Genomic DNA, 23,050 nt, shown 5'->3' on the forward strand with positions numbered 1-23,050 from the left:
CCAACTTGAGCGAACTTCTCAACCGCCGCCTGGCTTTGCTTGGCGAGCGCACTAACCTCTCCCTGCTGGAGCAATGCCTGCACGGTATAGAGCGTGAATGCCTGCGCGTGACCGGCGAAGCACGCCTGGCCCAGACGCCGCATCCTGAAGAACTGGGTGCTGCGCTGACCAACGGCCTGATCACCACTGACTATTCCGAGTCGCTGCTGGAGTTCATCACGCCCGCGCTGGCGGATCCGGCGGCTACCCTGGAAAGCCTCGACAAGATTCATCGGTTCGCCTACAGCAAGCTGGGCAGCGAGTTCCTCTGGAGCCCGTCGATGCCTTGTCCGTTGCCCGCCGAAGAAGACATTCCGATTGCCTATTACGGCACCTCGAATATCGGCAAGCTCAAGTACGTGTATCGCAAAGGCCTGGCCCTGCGGTACGGCAAGACCATGCAGTGCATCGCCGGGATTCACTACAATTTCTCGCTGCCCGAAGCGGTCTGGCCGCTGCTCAAGCAAACCGAGCAATTCGAAGGCAGCGCTCGCGAGTATCAGTCGCATTCCTACATTGCGCTGATCCGTAACTTCCGCCGCTACAGCTGGTTGCTGATGTACCTGTTCGGCGCCTCGCCGGCCCTGGATGCGGGTTTCCTGCGCGGGCGCGCGCATCAGCTGGATCAGTTCGATGCCGACACGCTGTATCTGCCCTACGCAACCAGCTTGCGCATGAGCGATCTGGGTTATCAAAGCAACGCCCAGGCGGGTCTGACGCCTTGCTACAACGATCTGCTGAGCTACACCGACAGCCTGCGCAAAGCGGTGGCAACGCCCTACGCGCCGTATGTCGAAATCGGCACCCACAAGGACGGCGAGTGGATTCAACTCAACACCAACGTGTTGCAGATTGAAAACGAGTACTACTCCAACATTCGCCCCAAACGCGTGACCTATTCGGGCGAGCGTCCGATTCAGGCGCTGGTTGCCCGTGGCGTGCAATACGTTGAAGTGCGCTGCCTGGACATCAACCCGTTCCTGCCGACCGGCATCGACCTGCAGCAATCGCGCTTCATCGATGCGTTCGTGCTGTATTGCGCCCTGCAGGAAAGCCCCCAGCTGGCCAATAACGAGTGCAACAACGCTGCGTCGAACTTCCTGACCGTGGTCAAGGACGGCCGCCGTCCGGGCCTGGAATTGAATCGCAATGACAGCACCATCGACCTGAAAGCCTGGGCCACCGAGCTGCTGGAGAAGATCAAGCCGATTGCGCTGCTGCTCGACGAAGCACAAGGCACTGACGAACACATCAAGTCGATCGCGGCGCAGCAATCGAAGGTCAACGACTCGTCCCAAACCCCGTCGGCCAAGGTGCTGGCAAGCATGACCGAGCACAAGGAAGGCTTCACCGCATTCTCGATGCGCCAGAGCCAGCTGCATGCCGAGTATTTCCGCAGCAATCCGCTGAGCGTCGAGGAACAATCGAACTTCGAAACCCTGGCCCGAACCTCCATCGCCGAACAGGCCGAGCTGGAACAGACCGAAGAAGTCGTAGATTTCGATACGTTCGTTGGGGCTTATCAAGCGAGCATCCTGCGGATCAGTAACTGATCGGTGCTATTCCCCTGTTGGAGAGGCTTAGCCGTAGGAGCGACCGTAGGAGCGACCGTAGGAGCGACTTTAGTCGCGAGAGCACGAGAGCACGAGAGCACGAGAGCGCCAATTGCCCTCCCGGCTAAAGCCGGTCCTACACCAGGCCTCGCTCCAACAAGGTGACGTTCGATTCTCACTGCCCACAGTCAGCGCGCTTGTGTCTCGACATGCTTCGCCGCTTCGGCCATCGACAGCCAGCTCTGCCTGGCCCGGGCAAAATCCTTGGTCTGCCTCATGCCGACAAAAAACTCGATGGTGTCCTGGGCAGTGTCATGGAAGCTGACGCACTCGAGTTCTACAAGCCGATGATCCGTCAACGCAACGAACAATTGCGCCATCCTACGAGGCGTAAACACCCAGCAGTGCACGTCGTGATAGGCATTTGTGCTGAGGATCTGCTGTGCAATATTTTGCGCATCCCTGAGCGTGTGATGGCGTTCTAGCGTTCCAGGCTCGATCTGTGAACGCCACGCCTTCGCTCCGTCCAGCTTGACCACATTAAGCACGTAATCCATCACGATATGCGCCATGGGGAAGCGCGCCTTCACCAGATCCGCATACAGCACGTCGGATAGTCGGGTCGTGGCTCTGAGGTAGTCGAAGGTGAAACGCTTGTCGGGAACGACCAGTCGAATCTCACCGCCTTCATTGAGAATCGAGCACAGCTCATTGAGCCATCCGATCAGATTCGGAACATGCTCGATGACATGCGACGCTACTACGTAATCGACCGTTGTCCCGACGCTGTGTGCCAGCGTGCCTTCACCGAGGATCGCTGTTACGTCCACTATTTCGTCGATATCCACGTCCGGATCCTGGCGATACTTTTCCCTGAGCGCCTCGGTACTGGCGTGATCGGCGTAAATCACATTGTGTTCAGCGGCCTTGATGAAAGGGCGACACAGCGCGCCGATTTCAAGCCCCCGCTTGCCTTCTATCGATAGTCCGGATAACAGCTTTTTTGTGCGGTCCATGCGTTCTTCCTTGATGAGGGCCCGACGAAAATCTGCACAACAAGGATCGCAATGAATCGGGTGGGGTGATTTGGGTTTCAGCTAGAAACTGTAGACGGGAGATGAAGGGCAACGGCGGGCAAATGATGAGCGGCGGGGCTCAACACCTCCCGTTGGAGGGAGGATTGGCGTAGGACCGGATTTATTCGGGAAGGCGGCGGTCCAGCTGGCAGATTTGCATCTGCCGAACTGCCGCCTTCGGGAATGAATTCCCTCCTACAGGTTCACGATTGTCGTTTTTACAACGCCTTCTCGAAGATCTTCGAATTACGCTGATAGTTATAAAGCGACGCCCGGGCCGCAGGCATGCGTTCGACGGTGCTTGGCTCGAAGCCGCGTTCACGGAACCAGTGGGCGGTGCGGGTGGTGAGGACGAACAGGGTTTTCAGGCCCTGCTCCCGCGCACGGGTTTCGATGCGTTCGAGCAGTTCGTCGCCGCGACCGCCGTGGCGGTATTCCGGGTTCACCGCCAGACACGCCAGCTCGCCGGCATCCGAATCGGCAATGCGATACAGCGCCGCACAGGCGATGATCAGCCCCTCGCGCTCAACCACGCTGAACTGCTCGATCTCACGCTCCAGCACTTCGCGGGAACGGCGCACCAGAATGCCTTGCTCTTCCAGCGGCGTGATCAAATCCATCAGGCCGCCAACGTCTTCAATGGCCGCTTCGCGCACCAACTCGAATTGTTCCTGCGCCACCAGCGTACCGCCGCCGTCACGGGTGAACAGCTCGGTGAGCAGCGCGCCGTCTTCCACATAGCTGACGATATGGCTGCGCCCGACGCCGCCGCGACAGGCTTCGGCCGCCGCTTCCAGCAGCTCGGCCTGATAATTGGTGCCCAGACGCAGCATATGCGCCGGAACCTGTTGCGGCCGCAGCTCGCGCACCAGTCGCCCTTGCTCATCAAGCAAACCGGGCTCTTCACCGAACAGCAGCAGCTTGTCGGCGCCCAGATCGATAGCCGCGCGAGTCGCTACGTCTTCACAGGCGATGTTGAAAATCTCGCCGGTTGGTGAATAACCAATCGGCGACAACAGCACGATGTGGCGCTCATCCAGCAGGCGATTGATCCCTTTGCGGTCGATGCGGCGCACTTCGCCGGTGTGCTGGTAATCCACGCCTTCCAGCACGCCGATTGGCCGAGCCGTCACGAGGTTGCCGCTGGTGACCCGCAGCCGCGAGCCCTGCATCGGCGAGGCGGCCATGTCCATGGACAGGCGCGCTTCGATGTCCAGGCGCAGATGGCCGACCGCATCGATCACGCAGTCGAGGGTTTCGGCGTCGGTGATGCGCAGGTTGCGATGAAACTTCGGCGTCAGGCCTCGTGCCGACAGGCGGCTTTCGATCTGCGGGCGCGAACCGTGGACCAAGACCAGACGCACGCCCAGGCTGTGCAGCAGCACCAGGTCGTGGACGATATTGCCGAAATTGGGATGTTCAACGCCGTCGCCGGGCAACATCACGACGAAGGTGCGTTCCCGGTGAGCGTTGATATAAGGCGAAGCGTGGCGAAGCCAGTTGACGTACTCGTGCATAACCTTGGGAGCCTGCGAGAAAGATGGACGAAGGACAAAAACACTCACAACCGTGAAATGGTTATCGTCGGAACAGGCCTGGCAACACGCGCACTCTCCTTTTCTGGATGGTCAACAACGCCCGATTCATTGCGGGCTCAAGCAATAATGTTCGATCAACTGGCTCAATAGACGCACAGTAGGCTGCAAGCGTGACATTTCAAGGTATTCGCCCGGTTGATGCGCGCACGCAATGTCCCCAGGACCCAACACCAGCGTCTCGCAACCCAGGCGCTGAAAATAAGCCGCTTCGGTGCCGAATGCTACCGCCTCGGCACGATGTCCTGTAAGACGCTCGGCAACCCGCACCAGTTCCGCATCGGCGTCCTGTTCGAACGGCGGCGCCTCGGGAAACAGCGGCGCGTAGTCGATTTTCACCTGATGCAGCTCGGCCAGCGGCTCCAGCTTTTGCCGGATCGCCGCGCGCAACACGCTCGGGTCCATGCCCGGCAAAGGCCGCAGATCGAATTCCAGAGAGCATTGGCCGCAGATCCGGTTCGGGTTGTCGCCGCCATGGATGCAGCCGAAATTCAGGGTCGGCGTCGGCACGCTGAACTGCGGATTGCGGTATTGCTGCTGCCATTGCTGGCGCAGGACTTTAAGCTCGCTGATCGCATCGTGCATGGCTTCGAGTGCGCTGTGGCCCAGGCTCGGGTCGGACGAATGGCCGCTGCGCCCGAGAATATCGATGCGCTCCATCATCACGCCCTTGTGCAGGCGAATCGGCTTGAGCCCGGTGGGTTCGCCGATCACGGCTGCACGCCCCAGCGGCCGACCGGCTTCAGCCAGCGCCCGGGCGCCGGCCATCGAGCTTTCTTCGTCGCAGGTGGCAAGGATCAGCAGCGGTTGCTTGAAAGGCTTGTCCAGCAGCGGCTGCACGGCTTCGATGACCAGCGCGAAAAAGCCCTTCATGTCGCAGCTGCCCAGTCCGACCCAGCGGCCGTCAACTTCTGTCAGCTTCAAGGGATCGGTCTGCCACAACGCGCCGTCAAACGGCACGGTATCGCTGTGTCCCGCCAATACCAGCCCGCCGGGGCCGCTGCCGAAACTGGCCAGCAGATTGAATTTGCCCGGCGAGACCTGCTGGATATCACAGGCAAAGCCCAGATCCCCCAGCCAGGTGGCCAACAGATCAATGACCGCGCGATTGGACTGGTCCAGGGAAGGCTGCGTGCAGCTCACCGAAGGCGTGGCGATCAGGGCGGCAAACTGGTCTTTCATGGACGGCAAAGGCATCGATGATTCCTCAAGGCGGGTCAACACGCGATCCATCATAGGGCTATTGGGTGTTGGTAATAAACTGCAACGAGCTGATTGAACTGATCCGGGGGCGCACAGGCAATCGGTGGAGGGAACGGCCTATATCAAGCGTGGCGAAATTCCGCACTAACACTGTCGTGTTTTCACTCAAAGCGTATGCATTCCTTTGAGATAAAATGCCGCTCCCGTGGGCGTGAGTTATGTCATATTTTTCATCGCTGTCGATAGGCGCAGAAACCTACGATTTTTCACACCTTGAACCCTTCACTTTCGTTGTAGGAAGTCAGCTGGCGAAACGCGATCTGCGTGTCCACGTCACGTTCTCGACTCACTGTTTCAGCAGAGCCTATGACAACGCCAGCCACGGCCAAGGCGAGCCCATCATCGATCAAGGGACACCGCGACCGCGCTCTTTCTGCCAGACTCGGTATCGACTGTCCCACAAACTTCCAACTTTGATTAAAAGCCTTGAGCACCCCAAGGCGAAGGTCTGGGAAACGGCGGCCGAACGCAATTGGAGCTATTCGATTACCGTTGATGATCCCGCCGGGCCTTATCACGTATTTTTTGAAGTCCGCAGGGCTTCCCGAGAAAGACGTCAGTGGCAGGATCTGAACCTTGTGGTCGAGAGTGCTTATCACGAAGACAGCGCTAGAACGGGCCCCAGACTCAAGGGTTCAATGGTATTTGTTCTGCTGTGCGGCAAGATCTACCTGAATCAGCCGACGGCGACACAACGTTAGGAAAACGAAAAAAGGCGCCGGTTCAGGGCGCCTTTCTCGTATTCGGTAAAGCAGATCCGGACACCACTTTCGACCCGCCTTGCGCGAGTACGGCTTTCGCCGCTGGGAAGCGCTCAATCTCATCCGGTCAGTCGCTTCGAAGGCCCTACTTTAATCAGATTTGGCCCGCCAGGCAACAATCCTGGGTCGGGCTTAAGGTCGCTGCGAGTAATCAGTCGTAACGCCATACTCATCGCAGTATTGTTAGCGCCCAACAGTTTCATCCGGCCTGTTACCGGCCATGTCCTGTACACTGCACGACCTCAGCAGCCACGTGACAACAGGCTGCGCCCCCGTTTTTAGTTATCAGCGTCTGGATTCCCGGCCATGCAGAAAGAAACAGAAATCAAACTCCGCGTCAGCCGCGAAACCCTCGCTGCACTGCGCGAACACCCGTTGCTGAAGAAGCGCAACAAAAGTGGTTGGGAGCGTCTTGAGCTGTCCAACCAGTATTTCGACACGCCGGAGCGCGACCTGGCCAACGCCAAGGTTGCCTTGCGCCTGCGTCGTGATGGCGAGCAGATCATCCAGACCCTCAAGACGCGCGGGCAGAGCATTGCCGGCCTGTCGGAGCGCAACGAGTACAACTGGGATCTGCCCAAAGCCAAGCTGGACCTGAAAAAGCTTGATGGCGAATGCTGGCCGGAGCAACTGGCCGAGCTGGACAAAAAAACCATCAAGCCGCTGTTCACCACCGATTTCATCCGCGAGAAGGCGGAAATCGCCTGGGGCCGGGGCAAGGCCAAGGTGGTGATCGAAGCCGCACTGGATCTGGGCCAGGTCGTCGCGGGCAAGCAGAAAGAAGAAATCTGCGAGCTGGAGCTGGAATTGCGCGAAGGCGATCCGGCCGCGCTGCTGGAGCTGGCCGCCGAGTTGGCCCTGACCCTGCCATTGATGCCGTGCGATATCAGCAAGGCTGAGCGCGGCTATCGCCTGTTCGACGCCAACAGCTATTCCCTGAGCCTGCCGGCGCCGCAACTGCATGCCGAAATGCCGCTGGACGATGCTTACTCAGCGTTGGCCTGGCATCTGCTGGGCAGCAGTCAGCGTCTGGCCGAGCAATATCGCTTCAATGGCCATTGGCGCTTGTTGCAGGACTGGGTCGCGTTGCTGGTTGAATTGCGTTCGCTGACCGGCAGCCTCGGTCAGGCCGCGCCGCGCGCTTCCTCGGCCGAACTGCGCACAGCGCTGGATGCATTGCTGGAAGACTGGCGGCCGCTGGTGCAGGCCGGTCAGGAAGATGGCGATGTGCGCAATGCCGCTCACGAGCAGTTCCTGGAAGAAATGCAGGACACGCGCTGGGGTTTGTTCTCGCTGAACACCTCGCGTTGGTTGCTGACCCGCAGCTGGACCGTCGAACGCAACAACCGTGGCAATCGCCAGGGCGCTGCGCAGTTGGCCAGCTGGTTGCCGCGTTTGCTGGCTGACGAAGCGACTGCCTTGCAGTTGGGGCGTTATCAGCAGCAGCCGGAAGATCTTGCCGAGCAACTGCCGCGTATCGAGCGCATCCAGGCCTGGCTGCATCACGCCCGTGGCGCGCTGGATCTGCCGGAGCTGGATCGTCTGTACGGCGAGCTGAACAAGCTGGTGCAAGTGGCCGAACTGCCGATCAGCGACGAAGTGCTGGACGCTCGTGTGCAACAGACCATCGTCGTGTTCCAGAGCCGCGCCTGGAAAACCTTGTTGCGGTTGTAAGAAAAGCAAGGACCCGTAGGACCGGCTTTAGCCGGGAGCAGCATATCCACCATTGGGAATGCAGCGCTCCCGGATAAATCCGGTCCTACAGGATTTGCGTTCCCATTCAGAACGCGGGCTTCAAGCCCCCTGCTCCACCGACCCGATAAAGTTCGCCAGCTCTGGCGTGCGCGGGTTGGCGAAGAGGATCTTCGGGTCGCCCACTTCGTGCACTTTCCCTTGATGCATGAACACCAGCTTGTCGCCGACTTCACGGGCGAAGCGCATTTCGTGGGTGACCATGATCAGCGTCATGCCATCGGCCGCCAGTTGGCGCACCACGCCGAGCACTTCGTTGACCAGTTCCGGGTCCAGCGCCGAAGTGATTTCATCGCACAGCAGCACTTTGGGTGACATTGCCAGCGCCCGGGCAATCGCCACGCGCTGTTGCTGACCACCGGACAGCCGATCCGGGAAGGCATCGAATTTCTCACTCAGCCCGACCCGCTCCAGCATGCGTTTGGCCAGCTTGCGGGCTTCATCACGCGACACTTTCTGTACGACTTGCGGCGCGAGCATGACGTTTTCGCCGACGCTCAGGTGCGGAAACAGGTTGAACTGCTGAAAGACCATGCCGACTTTCTGCCGCAGCGTGCGCAGGTCTGCGCGCGCGGCATCCAGGTATTCGCCATCGACTTCGATAACGCCGTCATTGATCGATTCCAGGCCGTTCAGGGTGCGCAACAGCGTGCTTTTGCCCGAACCGCTGCGACCGATGATTGCCACGACCTGGCCTTCTTCCACGGAAAGGTCGATGCCCTTGAGAACGTGGTGGTCGCCGTAATATTTATGCAACGCGGAAATTCTAAGCAGAGGCATGCAGTCTCCTTTCCAGATAGCGGGCACTGAGCGACAAGGGGTAACAAAGCATGAAATAACCCAACGCGACGAAGCCGTAGACCAGAAATGGCTGGAACGTCGCGTTGGCGAGCATGCCGCCGGTTTTAGTCAGTTCGGTAAAGCCGATGATCGAAGTAACGGCCGTGCCTTTCACGACCTGCACCGAGAAGCCCACGGTCGGCGCGACGGCAATGCGTAGCGCCTGGGGCAGGATCACGTAGCGCAGCTGTTCCAGCGGTGACAGCGCGAGGCTCGCCGACGCTTCCCACTGGCCATTGGCAATCGACTCGACACAGCCGCGCCAGATCTCAGCCAGGTACGCGCTGGTAAACAAAGTCAGGGCCAAAGCGGCTGCGGCCCAAGGTGAAATGTCGAAACCGATCAGCGCCACGCCGAAAAACACCAGAAACAGCTGCATCAACAGTGGCGTGCCCTGAAACAGCTCGATGTAGACCTTGGCCAGCACTCGCGGCGCATTGAGCTTCGAAATACGCATCCACATGACCAGCAAGCCAATCACACCGCCGCCGATGAACGCCACCAAAGACAGCGCCAGCGTCCATTGCAGGCCGGTGAGCAGATTGCGCACAACATCCCAAAGGGTGAAATCCATCAGCCTTTCCTCGATATATAGCGACGCCCGATCCACGCCAGCAGCTGGCGGATCAGCAACGCCATGCACAGGTAGATCACCGTGGTGATGATGTACGTCTCGAAGGAGCGGAAATTGCGCGACTGAATGAAGTTGGCAAAGAAGCTCAGTTCTTCCGTGGCGATCTGCGAACAGACCGCCGAGCCGAGCATCACGATGATGATCTGGCTGCTCAGCGCGGGCCAGACCTTGCCCAGCGCCGGAATCAGCACCACGTAGCGGAACGCCTCGAAGCGCGTCATCGCCAGCGCCGCTGCGGCTTCCAGCTGACCTCGAGGAATCGCCTGAATGCCGGCGCGGATGATTTCCGTCGAGTAGGCGCCGAGGTTGATCACCATCGCCAGGATCGCCGCCTGCCATTCGGAGATCTGGATACCCAGCGACGGCAGGCCGAAGAAGATGAAAAACAGCTGCACCAGGAACGGCGTGTTGCGGATCAGCTCGACATACACCCCGAAAATCGCCGAGAACGGCTGGATTTTCCAGGCCCGCACGATAGCGCCAATGATGCCCAGGCCAACCCCGAGCACCGTGCCGATGGCAGTCAATTCCAGGGTGAACAGCGCGCCTTTCAGCAGCAGATCAACGTTTTGCAGAACCGGTACAAAGTCGAAGTGATACGCCATTGGCTGATCCCTGAGGCTTTAATGAACAGAAGCAGAGACAGCGATCAGAGGTCAGCTGGCAAAGGTTGCTTGAGCCAGGTTTGCGAATTTTTTTCCAGCGCGCCGTCTGCCTTGGCGGTATTGAGGATCTCGTTGACCTTGCCCAGCAGCTCTGGCTGATCCTTGTTCACACCGACGTAAACCGGGGAATCCTTGAGTTTTACTTTCAGCTCGGGGATGCGCTTGGGGTTCTTCTCGCTGATGGCGACCATCACCACGTTGCCGCTGGCGATCAGGTCGGTCTGGCCCGCGAGGTAAGCCGCGATGGTCGAATTGTTGTCTTCGAAGCGCTTGATAGTGGCTTCCTTGGGCGCAACAGCACTCAGCTCGATGTCTTCGATGGCGCCGCGCGTCACGCTGATGGTTTTGCCTTTCAGATCATCGATGGTCTTGATCGACGCTTCAGGTGGGCCGAATACCGCCAGGTAGAAAGGGGCGTAGGCGCGGGAGAAGTCGATGACCTTCTCGCGATCCGGGTTCTTGCCGAGGCTGGAGATCACCAGATCAACCTTGCCGGTGGTCAGGAACGGGATGCGGTTGGTGCTGTTGACCGGGGTCAGTTCCAGTTTCACTTTCAACTGGTCTGCCAGCAGCTTGGCGGTATCGATGTCCAGGCCGCGGGGTTTCATGTCGGTGCCTACCGAGCCGAACGGCGGGAAGTCCTGCGGAACGGCGACTTTCAGCGTGCCACGGGAAATCACGTCGTCCAGGCCATTGGCATGAGCGGGAGTCTGGCTGAGTACGAGGCTGGCAAACAGGGCAGTGAGCAGGGCGCTGTAACGCTTGGTCATGGGAAGACTCCGAGTCGGACGAGAGATTGTTCGGCAATGCTGGTAGCGATTGCACAGGCCATGCCATCCAGTGAAATGCGACCCAAACCTGTGGGTTGCAGCGTGTTTTTGGTCTTACTGGTCTGAACAGTTGCAGGGCCGGCCGCACTGCTTTAGCGCGCCTCCAAGCCCCGCCGCCCCAGGCCTGGGCGTTGCTTGCCTGATCGTGAAGATGGCTATAAAAGGAGGTTCTACTGGACTGACTGGCCTGAACAGTGATGCCGCATAGCCCAATCGCCGTACCCGAATCCGCGTTGCGGGCCATTCGCAAATTGATTGCCGAGCAAGGCTATGCGCCGGGCGACAGCCTGCCCTCGCAGCGCGATCTTGCGGTGTTGCTCGGCGTCAGTCGCGCTTCGTTGCGTGAGGCGTTGTCGTCGCTCAGCGCGTTGGGCGTGGTCAGCGTGCAGCCAGGCAAGGGCGTATTCGTGCAGAAGATTTCTGAACCAGAACAGCGCACGAGCGGATTTTCCTGGCCTTTCGATGCACACATTTCACCAGCCGATACGTTTCAGCTGCGTTATGCCCTGGAAGGCTTCGCCGCCGGACTGGCCGCCGTGACCCTGACGGCCGACGAGCGTGACGTGCTGGAGGATAACGTCGAGGCCATGCGCCTGGAGCTGCGCGCCGGTGATTTCGAAGCGGCGTCGCGACTGGATTTCGAGTTTCACCGGCACATCCTCGTCGCCAGCGGCAATCAGGCCATGCTGGGTATCGTGACCGCCGGCGCGGATATCTTTCTGGAAAGCCAGAAGATGCCATTCATTCGCGCTTCAAGGGCCATGGAAACCTGGCAGGAACACCGCAAGATCCTCCGAGCGCTGGCCCGTCACGCCTCAGGCCCGGCCCAGAAAGCCATGCACGAACACATCCGCGGCGCGGCGCTACGCACCGGAATCGTGTTTGTGTCGCCTTCAAACTGAGCGGCGCTATAACCAGACTGATGGACAGCTATAGCCAGACTCAATGACGTCTGGCTTCCTGAACGGGGCAAGGCCCGCTATGATGGGCCACGTTTTTTAGCCTACTAACTCGGAGAACTCCATGAGTAGCGACCTTATCAAGCACGTCAGCGACGCCAGCTTCGAAGCTGACGTCCTCAAGGCTGAAGGTGCTGTACTAGTTGATTACTGGGCTGAGTGGTGTGGCCCTTGCAAAATGATTGCCCCGGTTCTGGATGAAATCGCCGAAACCTACAAAGGCAAACTGACCATCGCCAAGCTGAACATCGATGAAAATCAGGAAACTCCCGCCAAGCATGGCGTGCGTGGTATCCCGACGTTGATGCTGTTCAAGAATGGCAACGTCGAAGCCACCAAGGTTGGCGCGCTGTCGAAGTCTCAGCTGCAAGCGTTCCTCGACGCTAACATCTGATGATCAAAGCCCTGCAAATTGCGGGGCTTTTTTTCAGGCTCGATACTAGACGCCTCGAAAATCAAGTGGTACATTCGGCCCCGCAACGGCTTCTCCGTTGCCCCCTGCTAGCCGTCGCCGACGCTCTCCTTTCGATTTAGTACGCGATCCTGTCGCCTTCTCTGCGGCGCGGCCTCATTAAGCCAAAAGCTTAATTTCCCCTCCCTACATGATTACGTCATTCCTATATGAACCTGACTGAACTCAAGCAAAAGCCGATTACCGATCTGCTCGAAATGGCCGAACAGATGGGCATAGAAAATATGGCCCGTTCGCGCAAGCAGGATGTCATTTTCTCCCTGCTGAAAAAGCACGCCAAGAGTGGCGAGGAAATTTCCGGTGATGGCGTGCTGGAGATCCTCCAGGACGGCTTCGGTTTCCTGCGCTCTGCAGACGCTTCCTATCTCGCCGGCCCGGACGATATCTACGTCTCGCCCAGCCAGATCCGCCGCTTCAATCTGCGTACTGGCGACACCATTGTCGGCAAGATCCGTCCACCCAAGGAAGGCGAGCGTTATTTCGCTCTGCTCAAGGTCGACACGATCAACTACGACCGTCCGGAAAACGCGAAGAACAAGATTCTTTTCGAAAACCTGACGCCGTTGTTCCCGACCATCCGCATGAAGATGGAAGCCGGTAACGGTTCCACCGAAGATTTGACCGGCCGTGTGATCGACTTGTGCGCACCGATCGGTAAAGGCCAGCGCGGCCTGATCGTTGCACCGCCCAAAGCGGGCAAGACGATCATGTTGCAGAACATCGCGGCCAACATCACGCGTAACAACCCGGAAGTGCATCTGATCGTTCTGCTGATCGATGAGCGCCCGGAAGAAGTAACCGAAATGCAGCGCACGGTGCGCGGCGAAGTGGTTGCCTCGACGTTCGACGAACCGCCAACCCGTCACGTACAGGTTGCCGAAATGGTGATCGAGAAGGCCAAGCGCCTGGTCGAGCACAAGAAAGACGTCGTTATCCTGCTCGACTCCATCACTCGTCTGGCTCGCGCCTACAACACCGTCATTCCTAGCTCCGGCAAGGTCCTGACCGGTGGTGTCGATGCCCACGCCCTGGAGAAACCGAAACGTTTCTTCGGCGCCGCGCGGAACATCGAAGAAGGCGGCTCGCTGACCATCATCGCGACCGCGCTGGTTGAAACCGGCTCGAAGATGGATGAAGTGATCTACGAAGAGTTCAAGGGTACGGGCAACATGGAGCTGCCTCTGGATCGCAAGATCGCAGAGAAGCGCGTGTTCCCGGCGATCAACATCAACCGTTCCGGCACCCGCCGCGAAGAGTTGCTGACCGCCGACGACGAACTGCAACGTATGTGGATCCTGCGCAAACTGCTGCACCCGATGGACGAAGTCGCGGCTATCGAGTTCCTGATCGACAAGCTGAAGCAGACCAAGACCAACGATGAGTTCTTCCTGTCGATGAAGCGCAAATAACAGGCTGAACGGCTGCAAATGAATGGTGTCCTTATGGACACCATTTTTTTTGCCTGATTTTCGAGAATCGCGACAAGGAGCGTCATGCACACATTCGGCAACCGGCGGGATATCGACGGCCTGCGCGCCCTGGCGGTCATTCCGGTCGTACTGTTTCACTACGGTTTCGGCGCGTTCAGCGGCGGCTTTGTAGGTGTCGACGTGTTTTTCGTCATCTCCGGGTTCCTGATCACCTCGATCATTCATCGGGAAATCAGCGCCGGTCGCTTCAGTTTTGTCGACTTCTGGGCGCGTCGCGCGCGACGCATCATTCCCGCCCTGAGCGTGGTGCTGGCCGCGACGTTGCTGGTCGGTTGGCTGCTGCTGACGCCCCATGATTATTCGCAACTGGGACGCACAGTGCGTTATCAGGCGATGTTCATTTCCAACATCCTGTTCATGCGCCAGGACGGGTATTTCAACCCCGCGTCGGATTTCAAACCCTTGCTGCACACCTGGTCGCTGTCGGTGGAAGAGCAGTACTACATCATCTTCCCGCTGCTGATGGTGCTGATCACGCGCTTCTTTCGCCATTGGCGTTTGATGCTGCTGGGCCTGCTACTGGTGTCATTCGGCCTGAATATCTGGAGCGTAAGCCGTGCGCCGGACTCGGCGTTTTTCCTGCTGCCGATGCGCGCCTGGGAATTGCTCTGTGGCGCGATGCTCGCGGTCATGCCCGCCTCTCAAATCAAGTTGCGGCCTTGGGTCTATCAAAGCGTCAGTCTGGCGGGGCTTGCGGCCATTCTGATCGCCGTCTGTGGGTTCGACAGAAGTACGCCATTCCCGGGTTGGGCGGCGTTGTTGCCAGTGCTGGGTGCCACGGCGTTGATCTGGGCCAACGGTCAGGCGCAGACGCTGGTTGGCAGGGTGTTGAGCACGCCGCCACTGGTGGCAATCGGGCTGATTTCCTACTCGCTGTACCTCTGGCATTGGCCGGTATTCGTGTACGCCAATGCGATTTCCATCGACGGCATGCAACGTCGGGAATCACTGTTCTGGATTGCGCTGTGTGTAGTCCTGGCGTGGCTGTCGTGGCGCTTCATCGAGATGCCGTTTCGCGAAAAACGTGTGCTGGGCGGACGCAAACCGGTGCTCGTCGGCGCGGCGTTGTGCATGCTGGTCGTGGCGATGGCCGGGCAAGCCGTGCGCTGGGGTGAAGGCTTCCCGCAGCGCTTGTCCGGGCAAGCGCGGCAGTACGCCGAAGCGCGTGAATGGCAGCGCGGGCAAATGGATTGCCTGCTGCAGCGCGACAGCCCTGATTTGAGCGCGGCCTGTCGTTTCGGCGGCAATGCTGAAGTGCCGCCGCTGCAGCTGGTGTGGGGCGACAGCCATGCGGCGGCGTTGATGCCGGCGGTCAAAGCAGATGCCGAGCGCTTTGGCATTCCGGTCTGGCTGACCAGTCTGTCCGGTTGCATGCCTGTGCTGGGCATCGAATCTCGCCCGCAATGTCAGACCTTCAACCAGCAAACTTTGGCGTTGATCGACAGGCAAAAGGTCCACGACGTGGTACTCGCCGCCCGTTGGAGCCTTTACCTGTACGGCGAGGAAGACGGCGACCGGGAGCATATGACCTATCGCAACGAAAGCCGCGCCGCCGCCGAGCAGCATTTGGCCGACAACTTGCGCGCGACCGTGGCCAGCTTGCGTGCTGCCGGCGCGAACGTCTGGCTGTTCAAGGAAATCCCGCTGCAACGCCAGGGCACCATCGCGCGACTCAGCAGCCTGGCGATGGTCGGGCGCTCTGCGCTGCAAGTCGGCCGGCCCATCGCCGATCACCGCGAGCGGCAGCACTTTATCGACCAGTTGTTCGCCAACCTGGCGGCTTCCGATCCGCATATCCACATCATCGACCCCGCGCCCCTGCTCTGCGCCGAAGGCATCTGCCGCGCGGCCATCGATGGTTTTTCCCAATACAAGGACGAGAATCACCTGTCGGATCAGGGCGGCGAACGGATGAAGCCGTTGTTTGCGCCGATTTTCCTCAGTGAGAACGTGCGTTGAAGTCACGCTATGTTCCAGGTGCCAGCACCATCATGGTCAGGCCATTTCCTGTGCAGACTGTGTGGGAGAGGACTTGTCCTCGATCGCGGTAATTCCAGCACTGCATGTGGGTCTGGCGGATCAGGGGCGTGTGGGCTATCGAGGACGAGTCCTCTCCCACAAAGGCGCCTCTCATGCACAGCCAGGCATTGCGGCCACAGAATGTCCCACAGAGTGAGGCAGCAGCGCCCCAGAGCAGGTACGATACGAACCTATTTTATGAGTGGCCGGGTTAATGAAATTCAAGGATCTACGGGATTTCGTGCAGCAGCTTGAGCAGCGCGGAGAGTTGAAACGCATCCAGATGCCCATTTCCCCTGTCCTGGAAATGACCGAAATCTGCGACCGCACCTTGCGCGCCAAGGGTCCGGCATTGCTGTTTGAAAAGCCCGTGGGCTTTGATATTCCGGTGCTCGGCAACCTGTTCGGCACGCCCGAGCGCGTGGCCATGGGCATGGGCGCTGAAGAAGTCGGCGAGCTGCGGGAAATCGGCAAGCTGCTGGCCTTTCTCAAGGAGCCCGAGCCACCCAAAGGTTTGAAAGACGCCTGGTCCAAGCTGCCGATCTTCAGGAAAGTCATCGCCATGGCACCCAAGGTCGTCAAGGACGCACCTTGCCAGGAGATCGTCATCGAAGGTGATGACGTGGATCTGGGCATGCTGCCGGTGCAGACCTGTTGGCCCGGCGATGTCGCGCCGCTGATCACCTGGGGCCTGACCGTGACGCGCGGGCCGAACAAGGAACGGCAGAACCTGGGCATCTATCGCCAGCAGGTGATCGGTCGCAACAAAGTCATCATGCGCTGGTTGAGCCACCGTGGCGGCGCGCTGGACTTCAAGGAATGGTGCGCCAAACATCCCGGCGAACCCTTTCCGGTATCCGTGGCCCTGGGCGCCGATCCGGCCACCATCCTTGGCGCGGTAACGCCCGTGCCTGACAGCCTTTCCGAATACGCGTTCGCCGGCCTGCTGCGCGGCAGTCGTACCGAGTTGATCAAGTGCCGTGGCAATAACCTGCAAGTGCCCGCCAGCGCCGAATTCGTCCTCGAAGGCGTGATTCACCCCGGCGAAATGGCCGATGAAGGCCCGTATGGCGATCACACCGGCTACTACAACGAAGTCGACAGCTTCCCGGTGTTCACCGTCGAGCGCATCACCCATCGGATCAAACCGATCTACCACAGCACCTACACCGGTCGGCCGCCTGATGAACCCGCGATTCTGGGCGTGGCGCTGAACGAAGTGTTCGTGCCGATCCTGCAAAAGCAGTTCCCGGAAATCACTGACTTCTATCTGCCGCCGGAAGGCTGCTCGTATCGCATGGCGATCGTGACGATCAAGAAGCAGTACCCAGGCCATGCCAAGCGTGTGATGCTGGGCGTGTGGTCGTTTTTGCGACAGTTCATGTACACCAAGTTCGTTATTGTCACCGACGACGACATCAATGCCCGGGACTGGAACGACGTGATCTGGGCCATCACCACGCGCATGGATCCCAAGCGCGATACGGTGATGATCGACAACACGCCAATCGACTACCTGGATTTCGCATCGCCGGTTTCCGGGCTGGGTTCGAAAATGGGGCTGGACGCAACGCATAAATGGCCGGGCGAGACCACGCGCGAGTGGGGTCGGGTTATCGTCAAGGACGAAGCCGTCACACGCCGGGTCGACGACATCTGGAATCAGTTGGGAATAGATTGATGCGTGTAACCTTGCAGCCATCGGGCGCAGTACTGGAAACATTGCCCGGCGAGCGGATCCTTGATGCCGCGCAACGCCTGGGTTACGACTGCCCGCAAAGCTGCCGCAATGGCAATTGCCATGTGTGTTCGGCATTGCTGGCCCACGGCCGCGTATTGCAGGCCGGTGAGGAACTGACTCATGGCGAAATCTACACGTGCCTGGCCGAGCCACTTGAGGACTGTGAAGTCCTCTGGGACGGCGTGCTCGCCCTTGGTGAACTGCCAGTGCGTACGTTCGCCTGCCAGCTGAGTGAATGCGTGGAAGTCGGCGGCGATGTCTGGCGTGTAGGCTTGCGCGCCCCTGCTGGCAAGCTGCCGCGCTACCACGCCGGTCAGTATTTGATGATTCATCGCGACAACGGCGAAAAATCCGCCTTCTCGCTGGCATCTGCGCCCGAGAACGGTCGCGATCTGCAATTGCATGTGCTGGTGCGCGAAGCCAGCGCCCAGAACCTGATCGACCAACTGCAGCGCAACGCCATGGCCAGGGTTGAACTGCCGTTTGGCGATACGCATCTGGCCGAACTGCCTGATGGCCCGTTGGTGTTGATCGCCGCCGGCACTGGCATGGCGCAGATGCAGAGCTTGATCGAGCACTGCCGCAGCAAGGGTTTCAGCCATCCCGTGCATCTGTATTGGGGCGTGCGTCGGCCGGAAGACTTCTACGAAATCCAGCATTGGGATGAATGGACGAAGTTGCCCAACCTGTTCTTGCACAAAGTCGTCAGCGACCTGTGCGGTTGGGAAGGACGCTGCGGCATGCTGCACGAAGCGGTACGCAGCGACATCGCTGATCTCGCGTCAGTACACGTCTATGCCAGCGGCTCGCCCGCGATGATCTACGCGACCCTCGACGCGCTGGTCAGCGCAGGAATGAGCGCCCATCAAATGCGTGCCGACGTGTTCGCTTACGCACCAAGGTCGTGATTCCCTTCTCAAGCGAGTGCGGCAGCGCTTGACAGCGTTGCCGCACCCGCCAAATGGTAACGGGGCTGGATTGCTAATTGCAGTCTCTACGCTTAAAGCATTGCAGTATTGACGCGTGACCTGACGGACTTCTGGGGAAGTCTGACAGGCAGGCACTTATCGACGAGGCATGGCTTGCTTGTCAGTGCCCATGAACACATTTATTCGGCAGGGACCGCTGCAACTGGCCGCACATTCGCCAGGGGGGCAAAATGGGAAATAAAATCAACGGCTTGGTGGCTGCGGTACATGATGGCCTCGGGCTGACCTATCCACCGGTAATCGACCTCGGGCCGCAGCTGACCCGCGAACAACTGATGATCTCGATGCGCGGCACCATGGCCCAGCACGAAGGCGGCCCGGTCTGGCTGTTCGCCTATGGCTCGCTGATCTGGAAACCTGAATGCACTGCCATCGAGCGCCAGCGCGGCCGAGTGCATGGCTATCATCGCGGCCTGTATCTTTGGTCCCATGAACATCGCGGTACGCCGGAAATGCCGGGGCTGGTATTCGGCCTGGATCGCGGCGGCTCCTGCAGCGGGTTTGCCTATCGCTTGCCGGAAGAAAATCTCGAAGAGTCGTTGCTGGCCTTATGGCAACGGGAAATGCCCTTTCCGTCGTATCGCCCGCACTGGCTCAGCTGCCGCCTGGAAGACGGCACGAGGGTTCAAGCGTTGGGCTTCGTGCTCGAACGTCACCTGCCCAGCTACGCAGGCAATCTGCCGGACAGCGTGCTCAGCCAGGTGCTGGCCAGCGCCAGCGGACGCTACGGCACCACCCGCGACTACGTCGAACAAACCGCCAACGCCTTGCGCAGCCACGCCATGCCGGATCTGAATCTGGAGGCGCGGTTGAAGCGGTGTTGGGGGGTGTGTGACGTCGTTTGAGTCGGGAAATTGTCCAAGCTACTACCGATTCTGTAGGAGCGAGGCTTGCCCGCGAAAGGGCCGGTACATACACCGGACCTTCTGAGCCTGAAACATTGCCTTCGCGGGCAAGTCCGAATGCCGCCCGCTCGCTCCAACAGATAGTGCAGCGCTCGCTTTAAGCCACCGCCTCACGCGTCGTACTCGCCACCTGCTTATGCCAAAGCGTTGGCAGCAGGAACACGATCGACATCACGCAGGCAATCAGCAGCAGGACAAAACCGCCGTCCCAGCCGAAGTGGTCCACGGTGTAGCCCATCAGCGCGCTGGCTGCGACGGAGCCGCCCAGGTAGCCGAACAGGCCGGTGAAGCCCGCAGCGGTGCCCGCAGCTTTCTTCGGGGCCAGTTCCAGTGCCTGCAAGCCGATCAGCATGACCGGGCCGTAGATCAGGAAGCCGATGGAAACCAGGGCGATCATGTCGACGGTCGGGTTGCCCGGTGGATTCAGCCAGTACACCAGCGTGGCGATGGTCACCATCACCATGAACACCACGCCGGTCAGGCCGCGATTGCCCTTGAAGATTTTGTCCGACATCCAGCCGCACAGCAGCGTGCCCGGAATACCGGCCCACTCGTAGAGGAAATACGCCCAGGACGTCTTGTCGACGGTGAAATGCTTGGCTTCTTTCAGGTACGTCGGCGCCCAGTCCAGTACGCCGTAGCGCAGCAGGTAAACGAAGACGTTGGCCAGCGCGATGTACCACAGCATTTTGTTACGCAGCACGTACTTGACGAAGATTTCCTTGGCGCTGAATTCCTTTTCATGACTGTCGTCATAGCCTTCCGGATAATCGTTCTTGTAGTGCTCGATAGGCGGCAAGCCCATGGATTGCGGGGTGTCGCGCATGGTCGCAAACGCAAACACCGCGACCAGCAACGCTACAGCGGCCGGTACGTAAAACGCCGCGTGCCAATCGTTGGTCCAGCCCAGACCCAGCAGGAACAACGGCCCGATCAAACCGCCGCCGACGTTGTGCGCCACGTTCCATACCGAAACCACGCCGCCACGCTCTTTCTGCGACCACCAGTGGACCATGGTCCGTCCGCTCGGCGGCCAGCCCATGCCCTGCGCCCAGCCGTTGATGAACAGCAGGATAAACATGATCGTGACACTGGACGTCGCCCAGGACGAAAAGCCGAACACGAACATCACCGCCGCTGAAACCAGCAAGCCAAATGGCAGGAAGTAACGCGGATTCGAACGGTCGGAAACGATCCCCATCAGAAACTTCGACAAGCCATAGGCAATCGCAATGGCCGACATCGCCACGCCCAACTGACCCCGCGTGTAACCCTCGTCGATCAGATAAGGCATCGCCAGCGAGAAGTTCTTGCGCAGCAGGTAATAACCCGCATAGCCAAAAAAGATGCCTGCGAAAATCTGCCAGCGCAGACGGCGATAGGTGCTATCAATTTTTTCTTCAGGCAACGGAGCCTTGTGTGCGGCGGGACGAAAGAAGGCAAACATCGAAGTCTCTCCATTTTTTTGTTTTTCTGCGCGAAAGCGAATATTACATTTTCATTACAGAAAAAAGCAGTGCTTATCGTCCGAGAATTAGCAGGTGAATCGATTCATCTAATGTTGTTTTATGAACAATGAAGAGATGTGTAAGCGGATGTCTCAGAATTAGGAGCATTCCTACATCCGAATAGGAAATCATGACCTTCTGCCGCTGCTGGTCGGCGCCTACCATCGCCGTCTGCCTGTCACCTCGACAGGTCCGGATCATTCGAGGACGTGGCGGTGAAGGTTTTGGCGTTTATGGCGTTTCTATTGTTCTCCTTCGCGACCCACGCCCGCGAAGCACTGCTGATTCCAGTTTCCACGCCGAAACCCGAATTCCCGCAAAAGCTGCTCAAGAAAAGACACGCCGGCAAGGTGCTGGTCAGCCTGACCGTGGGCGCCTTCGGCGCCGTCCAAAGCGCCAGAATCATCGAAAGCAGCCATCCGCAATTCGCCGAGGCTGCGCAGCGGGCGGTGGTTAAATGGCGGTATCGGCCATGGGAAGTGATTGAGGGCAAACCTTCGAGCGTCGAGATCGTAGTGCCGATAATTTTTGGTGCGCGAGGACTGCAGCCGTTCTCGCCGCAAATAACAGTCGGCCTGGAAAACACCCTGTGCGCGTACCTCAATCACGAAGTCCACGCCAGCAAACGGGATTTCCCCAATGAGCCGCTGAGTGAGGTGGACGTGTTTTGGCATACCAGGGCGTATCTGGCGGGAAGCTATACGCGCTTCAGGGTGCCTGACGAAGCGACGAGAACGGCGCTGTTCTCGACGCTGGAAACAGCAGTTCCTCGAATCGTTAAAGACTGCGAAAACCACCCGGATCGCCGAATGGTTGGGTTGTTGCCCAAGGAGATAGCGCAGTTGTTGCCAGGCCCATAGGAATCATGAAACCGAGATCACCACCTTCCCCACCGCCCGCCGCTGCCCCAACGAATCAATCGCCTTGCCCGCGTCCTCCAGTGAGTAAACCTGCGAAACCAGCGGCTTTAATTTCCCTTGCGCATACCAGCCAAACAACTGCTGGAAGTTGGCGGCATTGTCTTGCGGTTGGCGTTGTGCGAAAGAGCCCCAGAACACGCCGAGCACCGCAGCGCCTTTAAGCAGCGCGAGGTTGACGGGCAGTTCGGGGATGCGGCCGCTGGCGAAGCCGACCACGAGTAAGCGGCCGTTCCAGGCGATGGAGCGGATGGCCTGGTCGAAGAGGTCGCCGCCGACCGGGTCGTAGATGACGTCCGCACCGTTGCCGTTGGTGAGGCGTTTGATTTCTTCTTTGAGGGGGGTTTCGCTGTAGTTGATGAGTTCGTCGGCGCCGGCGTTTTTCGCGACCGCGAGTTTTTCAACCGAGCTGGCGGCGGCGATGACGCGGGCGCCCATGGCTTTGCCGATTTCCACGGCCGCCAGACCGACTCCGCCGGACGCGCCGAGCACCAGCAAGGTTTCGCCGGGTTGCAGGTTGGCGCGCTGTTTCAGCGCATGCATCGAGGTGCCGTAGGTCATGCTGAACGCGGCGGCGGTGTTGAAGTCCATGGCTTCGGGCATGGGCAGGACGTTATAGCCCGGCACGGCGACCTGTTCGGCGAAGCTGCCCCAGCCGGTCAGGGCCATGACGCGGTCGCCGACTTTCAAATGGGTGACTTTTTCGCCAACCGCCGACACCACGCCCGCGGCTTCGCCGCCCGGTGAGAATGGAAATGGCGGCTTGAATTGGTATTTGCCTTCGATGATCAGCGTGTCTGGAAAATTGACCCCGGCGGCGTGGACATTCAGGAGGATTTCGTTCTTCTTGATTTCCGGGCTCGCGATGTCTTCGAGCACCAGGGTTTCGGCGGGGCCAAACGCTTTGCACAGCAAGGCTTTCATCGGACTATTCCTTTTGGACTTGTGGCCGATACGTTCAGGTATGTGGGTTTTTGCGTCAATGAGCATGGCCCGGCCTGATAAGCCTGCATAAGTTGCAGTAACCTATGCGCCAAACCGG

At 59.3% G+C, this 23,050-nt stretch carries 20 protein-coding genes; 11 read left to right on the forward strand and 9 right to left on the reverse strand.

What is annotated here, in order from left to right; genetic code table 11:
• Positions 1–5 precede the first annotated feature (5 nt).
• Complete coding sequence (gene gshA / locus CFII64_RS23065) at positions 6–1,592, forward strand: glutamate--cysteine ligase (protein WP_020293265.1); 1,587 nt, start codon at positions 6–8, stop codon at positions 1,590–1,592.
• Positions 1,593–1,780: 188 nt separating this feature from the next.
• On the opposite strand, the gene CFII64_RS23070 is transcribed toward gshA, so the two are convergent.
• The 3 genes from CFII64_RS23070 to argE form a co-directional block, all read right to left on the reverse strand.
• Entirely contained in the window at positions 1,781–2,608 is an 828-nt protein-coding gene (locus CFII64_RS23070; protein ID WP_020293266.1) for a methyltransferase domain-containing protein, read from the reverse strand.
• A 278-nt stretch (positions 2,609–2,886) separates the two neighbouring features.
• Positions 2,887–4,185 carry an amino-acid N-acetyltransferase gene (argA, locus tag CFII64_RS23075; protein WP_020293267.1) on the reverse strand — a complete coding sequence of 433 codons (1,299 nt, stop codon included), beginning with the start codon at positions 4,183–4,185 and terminating at the stop codon, positions 2,887–2,889.
• Between the two features lie 126 nt (positions 4,186–4,311).
• Positions 4,312–5,460 carry an acetylornithine deacetylase gene (gene argE / locus CFII64_RS23080; protein ID WP_020293268.1) on the reverse strand — a complete coding sequence of 383 codons (1,149 nt, stop codon included), beginning with the start codon at positions 5,458–5,460 and terminating at the stop codon, positions 4,312–4,314.
• Between the two features lie 224 nt (positions 5,461–5,684).
• Between argE and CFII64_RS29495 the strand changes: the two genes are divergently transcribed.
• The gene (locus CFII64_RS29495) at positions 5,685–6,227 is read left to right on the forward strand and encodes a hypothetical protein (protein WP_084488304.1); all 543 of its coding nucleotides are present in this window, start codon (positions 5,685–5,687) and stop codon (positions 6,225–6,227) included.
• 366 nt (positions 6,228–6,593) lie between these two features.
• Positions 6,594–7,961 (forward strand): inorganic triphosphatase, encoded by a 1,368-nt coding sequence (locus tag CFII64_RS23090; protein WP_020293270.1) that lies wholly within the window; start codon positions 6,594–6,596, stop codon positions 7,959–7,961.
• A 120-nt stretch (positions 7,962–8,081) separates the two neighbouring features.
• Here the strand turns inward: CFII64_RS23090 and CFII64_RS23095 are convergent, their stop codons facing one another.
• Genes CFII64_RS23095 through CFII64_RS23110 form a run of 4 tightly spaced genes read right to left on the reverse strand, consistent with a single transcriptional unit; the run spans position 8,082 to position 10,948 of the window.
• Positions 8,082–8,819, reverse strand: a complete 738-nt coding sequence (locus tag CFII64_RS23095; RefSeq protein WP_020293271.1) for an amino acid ABC transporter ATP-binding protein — start codon at positions 8,817–8,819, stop codon at positions 8,082–8,084.
• Entirely contained in the window at positions 8,806–9,456 is a 651-nt protein-coding gene (locus CFII64_RS23100; protein ID WP_177325449.1) for an amino acid ABC transporter permease, read from the reverse strand. Before CFII64_RS23100 ends, CFII64_RS23095 begins: the two co-directional genes overlap by 14 nt.
• On the reverse strand, positions 9,453–10,118 hold the full coding sequence (locus CFII64_RS23105; protein ID WP_020293273.1) for an amino acid ABC transporter permease: 666 nt from the start codon (positions 10,116–10,118) through the stop codon (positions 9,453–9,455). The genes CFII64_RS23100 and CFII64_RS23105 overlap by 4 nt, the downstream gene beginning before the upstream one ends.
• Before the next feature lie 44 nt (positions 10,119–10,162).
• Positions 10,163–10,948 (reverse strand): transporter substrate-binding domain-containing protein, encoded by a 786-nt coding sequence (locus tag CFII64_RS23110; protein WP_020293274.1) that lies wholly within the window; start codon positions 10,946–10,948, stop codon positions 10,163–10,165.
• 257 nt (positions 10,949–11,205) lie between these two features.
• Here CFII64_RS23110 and CFII64_RS23115 point away from each other — a divergent pair, with 257 nt between their 5' ends.
• The 7 genes from CFII64_RS23115 to CFII64_RS23145 all read left to right on the forward strand — a co-directional run bounded on the left by CFII64_RS23115 (position 11,206) and on the right by CFII64_RS23145 (position 19,523).
• On the forward strand, positions 11,206–11,910 hold the full coding sequence (locus CFII64_RS23115; RefSeq protein WP_020293275.1) for a FadR/GntR family transcriptional regulator: 705 nt from the start codon (positions 11,206–11,208) through the stop codon (positions 11,908–11,910).
• 121 nt (positions 11,911–12,031) lie between these two features.
• Positions 12,032–12,361 carry a thioredoxin TrxA gene (gene trxA / locus CFII64_RS23120; RefSeq protein WP_020293276.1) on the forward strand — a complete coding sequence of 110 codons (330 nt, stop codon included), beginning with the start codon at positions 12,032–12,034 and terminating at the stop codon, positions 12,359–12,361.
• A gap of 227 nt (positions 12,362–12,588) precedes the next feature.
• Positions 12,589–13,848 (forward strand): transcription termination factor Rho, encoded by a 1,260-nt coding sequence (gene rho, locus CFII64_RS23125; protein ID WP_020293277.1) that lies wholly within the window; start codon positions 12,589–12,591, stop codon positions 13,846–13,848.
• Positions 13,849–13,932: 84 nt separating this feature from the next.
• Positions 13,933–15,888 carry an acyltransferase family protein gene (locus tag CFII64_RS23130; RefSeq protein ID WP_020293278.1) on the forward strand — a complete coding sequence of 652 codons (1,956 nt, stop codon included), beginning with the start codon at positions 13,933–13,935 and terminating at the stop codon, positions 15,886–15,888.
• Positions 15,889–16,162: 274 nt separating this feature from the next.
• The gene (ubiD, locus tag CFII64_RS23135) at positions 16,163–17,629 is read left to right on the forward strand and encodes a 4-hydroxy-3-polyprenylbenzoate decarboxylase (protein WP_020293279.1); all 1,467 of its coding nucleotides are present in this window, start codon (positions 16,163–16,165) and stop codon (positions 17,627–17,629) included.
• Entirely contained in the window at positions 17,629–18,597 is a 969-nt protein-coding gene (locus CFII64_RS23140) for a CDP-6-deoxy-delta-3,4-glucoseen reductase (protein WP_020293280.1), read from the forward strand. The genes ubiD and CFII64_RS23140 overlap by 1 nt, the downstream gene beginning before the upstream one ends.
• Positions 18,598–18,848: 251 nt before the next feature.
• A complete protein-coding gene (locus tag CFII64_RS23145) occupies positions 18,849–19,523 on the forward strand; it encodes a gamma-glutamylcyclotransferase (protein ID WP_020293281.1) in 675 nt (224 codons plus the stop codon).
• 157 nt (positions 19,524–19,680) lie between these two features.
• Here the strand turns inward: CFII64_RS23145 and glpT are convergent, their stop codons facing one another.
• Entirely contained in the window at positions 19,681–21,030 is a 1,350-nt protein-coding gene (glpT, locus tag CFII64_RS23150) for a glycerol-3-phosphate transporter (protein ID WP_020293282.1), read from the reverse strand.
• A 294-nt stretch (positions 21,031–21,324) separates the two neighbouring features.
• Here glpT and CFII64_RS23155 point away from each other — a divergent pair, with 294 nt between their 5' ends.
• Positions 21,325–21,951, forward strand: coding sequence for an energy transducer TonB (locus CFII64_RS23155; protein ID WP_020293283.1), 627 nt, complete (start codon positions 21,325–21,327; stop codon positions 21,949–21,951).
• A 3-nt stretch (positions 21,952–21,954) separates the two neighbouring features.
• On the opposite strand, the gene CFII64_RS23160 is transcribed toward CFII64_RS23155, so the two are convergent.
• Positions 21,955–22,932: an NADPH:quinone oxidoreductase family protein gene (locus CFII64_RS23160; RefSeq protein WP_020293284.1), complete on the reverse strand. Its 978-nt coding sequence runs from the start codon at positions 22,930–22,932 to the stop codon at positions 21,955–21,957.
• Positions 22,933–23,050: the final 118 nt, after the last annotated feature.

Source organism: Pseudomonas sp. CFII64 (assembly GCF_000416235.1).
Lineage (GTDB): Bacteria > Pseudomonadota > Gammaproteobacteria > Pseudomonadales > Pseudomonadaceae > Aquipseudomonas.

Excerpts from the sequence above, each read along its gene's own strand:
- CFII64_RS23070 (WP_020293266.1), bottom strand. The coding sequence starts at position 2,608 with ATGGACCGCACAAAAAAGCTGTTATCCGGACTATCGATAGAAGGCAAG.
- argA (WP_020293267.1), bottom strand. The coding sequence starts at position 4,185 with ATGCACGAGTACGTCAACTGGCTTCGCCACGCTTCGCCTTATATCAAC.
- argE (WP_020293268.1), bottom strand. The coding sequence starts at position 5,460 with ATGCCTTTGCCGTCCATGAAAGACCAGTTTGCCGCCCTGATCGCCACG.
- CFII64_RS29495 (WP_084488304.1), top strand. The coding sequence starts at position 5,685 with ATGTCATATTTTTCATCGCTGTCGATAGGCGCAGAAACCTACGATTTT.
- CFII64_RS23090 (WP_020293270.1), top strand. The coding sequence starts at position 6,594 with ATGCAGAAAGAAACAGAAATCAAACTCCGCGTCAGCCGCGAAACCCTC.
- CFII64_RS23095 (WP_020293271.1), bottom strand. The coding sequence starts at position 8,819 with ATGCCTCTGCTTAGAATTTCCGCGTTGCATAAATATTACGGCGACCAC.
- CFII64_RS23105 (WP_020293273.1), bottom strand. The coding sequence starts at position 10,118 with ATGGCGTATCACTTCGACTTTGTACCGGTTCTGCAAAACGTTGATCTG.
- CFII64_RS23110 (WP_020293274.1), bottom strand. The coding sequence starts at position 10,948 with ATGACCAAGCGTTACAGCGCCCTGCTCACTGCCCTGTTTGCCAGCCTC.
- CFII64_RS23115 (WP_020293275.1), top strand. The coding sequence starts at position 11,206 with ATGCCGCATAGCCCAATCGCCGTACCCGAATCCGCGTTGCGGGCCATT.
- trxA (WP_020293276.1), top strand. The coding sequence starts at position 12,032 with ATGAGTAGCGACCTTATCAAGCACGTCAGCGACGCCAGCTTCGAAGCT.
- rho (WP_020293277.1), top strand. The coding sequence starts at position 12,589 with ATGAACCTGACTGAACTCAAGCAAAAGCCGATTACCGATCTGCTCGAA.
- CFII64_RS23130 (WP_020293278.1), top strand. The coding sequence starts at position 13,933 with ATGCACACATTCGGCAACCGGCGGGATATCGACGGCCTGCGCGCCCTG.
- ubiD (WP_020293279.1), top strand. The coding sequence starts at position 16,163 with ATGAAATTCAAGGATCTACGGGATTTCGTGCAGCAGCTTGAGCAGCGC.
- CFII64_RS23140 (WP_020293280.1), top strand. The coding sequence starts at position 17,629 with ATGCGTGTAACCTTGCAGCCATCGGGCGCAGTACTGGAAACATTGCCC.
- CFII64_RS23145 (WP_020293281.1), top strand. The coding sequence starts at position 18,849 with ATGGGAAATAAAATCAACGGCTTGGTGGCTGCGGTACATGATGGCCTC.
- glpT (WP_020293282.1), bottom strand. The coding sequence starts at position 21,030 with ATGTTTGCCTTCTTTCGTCCCGCCGCACACAAGGCTCCGTTGCCTGAA.
- CFII64_RS23155 (WP_020293283.1), top strand. The coding sequence starts at position 21,325 with ATGGCGTTTCTATTGTTCTCCTTCGCGACCCACGCCCGCGAAGCACTG.
- CFII64_RS23160 (WP_020293284.1), bottom strand. The coding sequence starts at position 22,932 with ATGAAAGCCTTGCTGTGCAAAGCGTTTGGCCCCGCCGAAACCCTGGTG.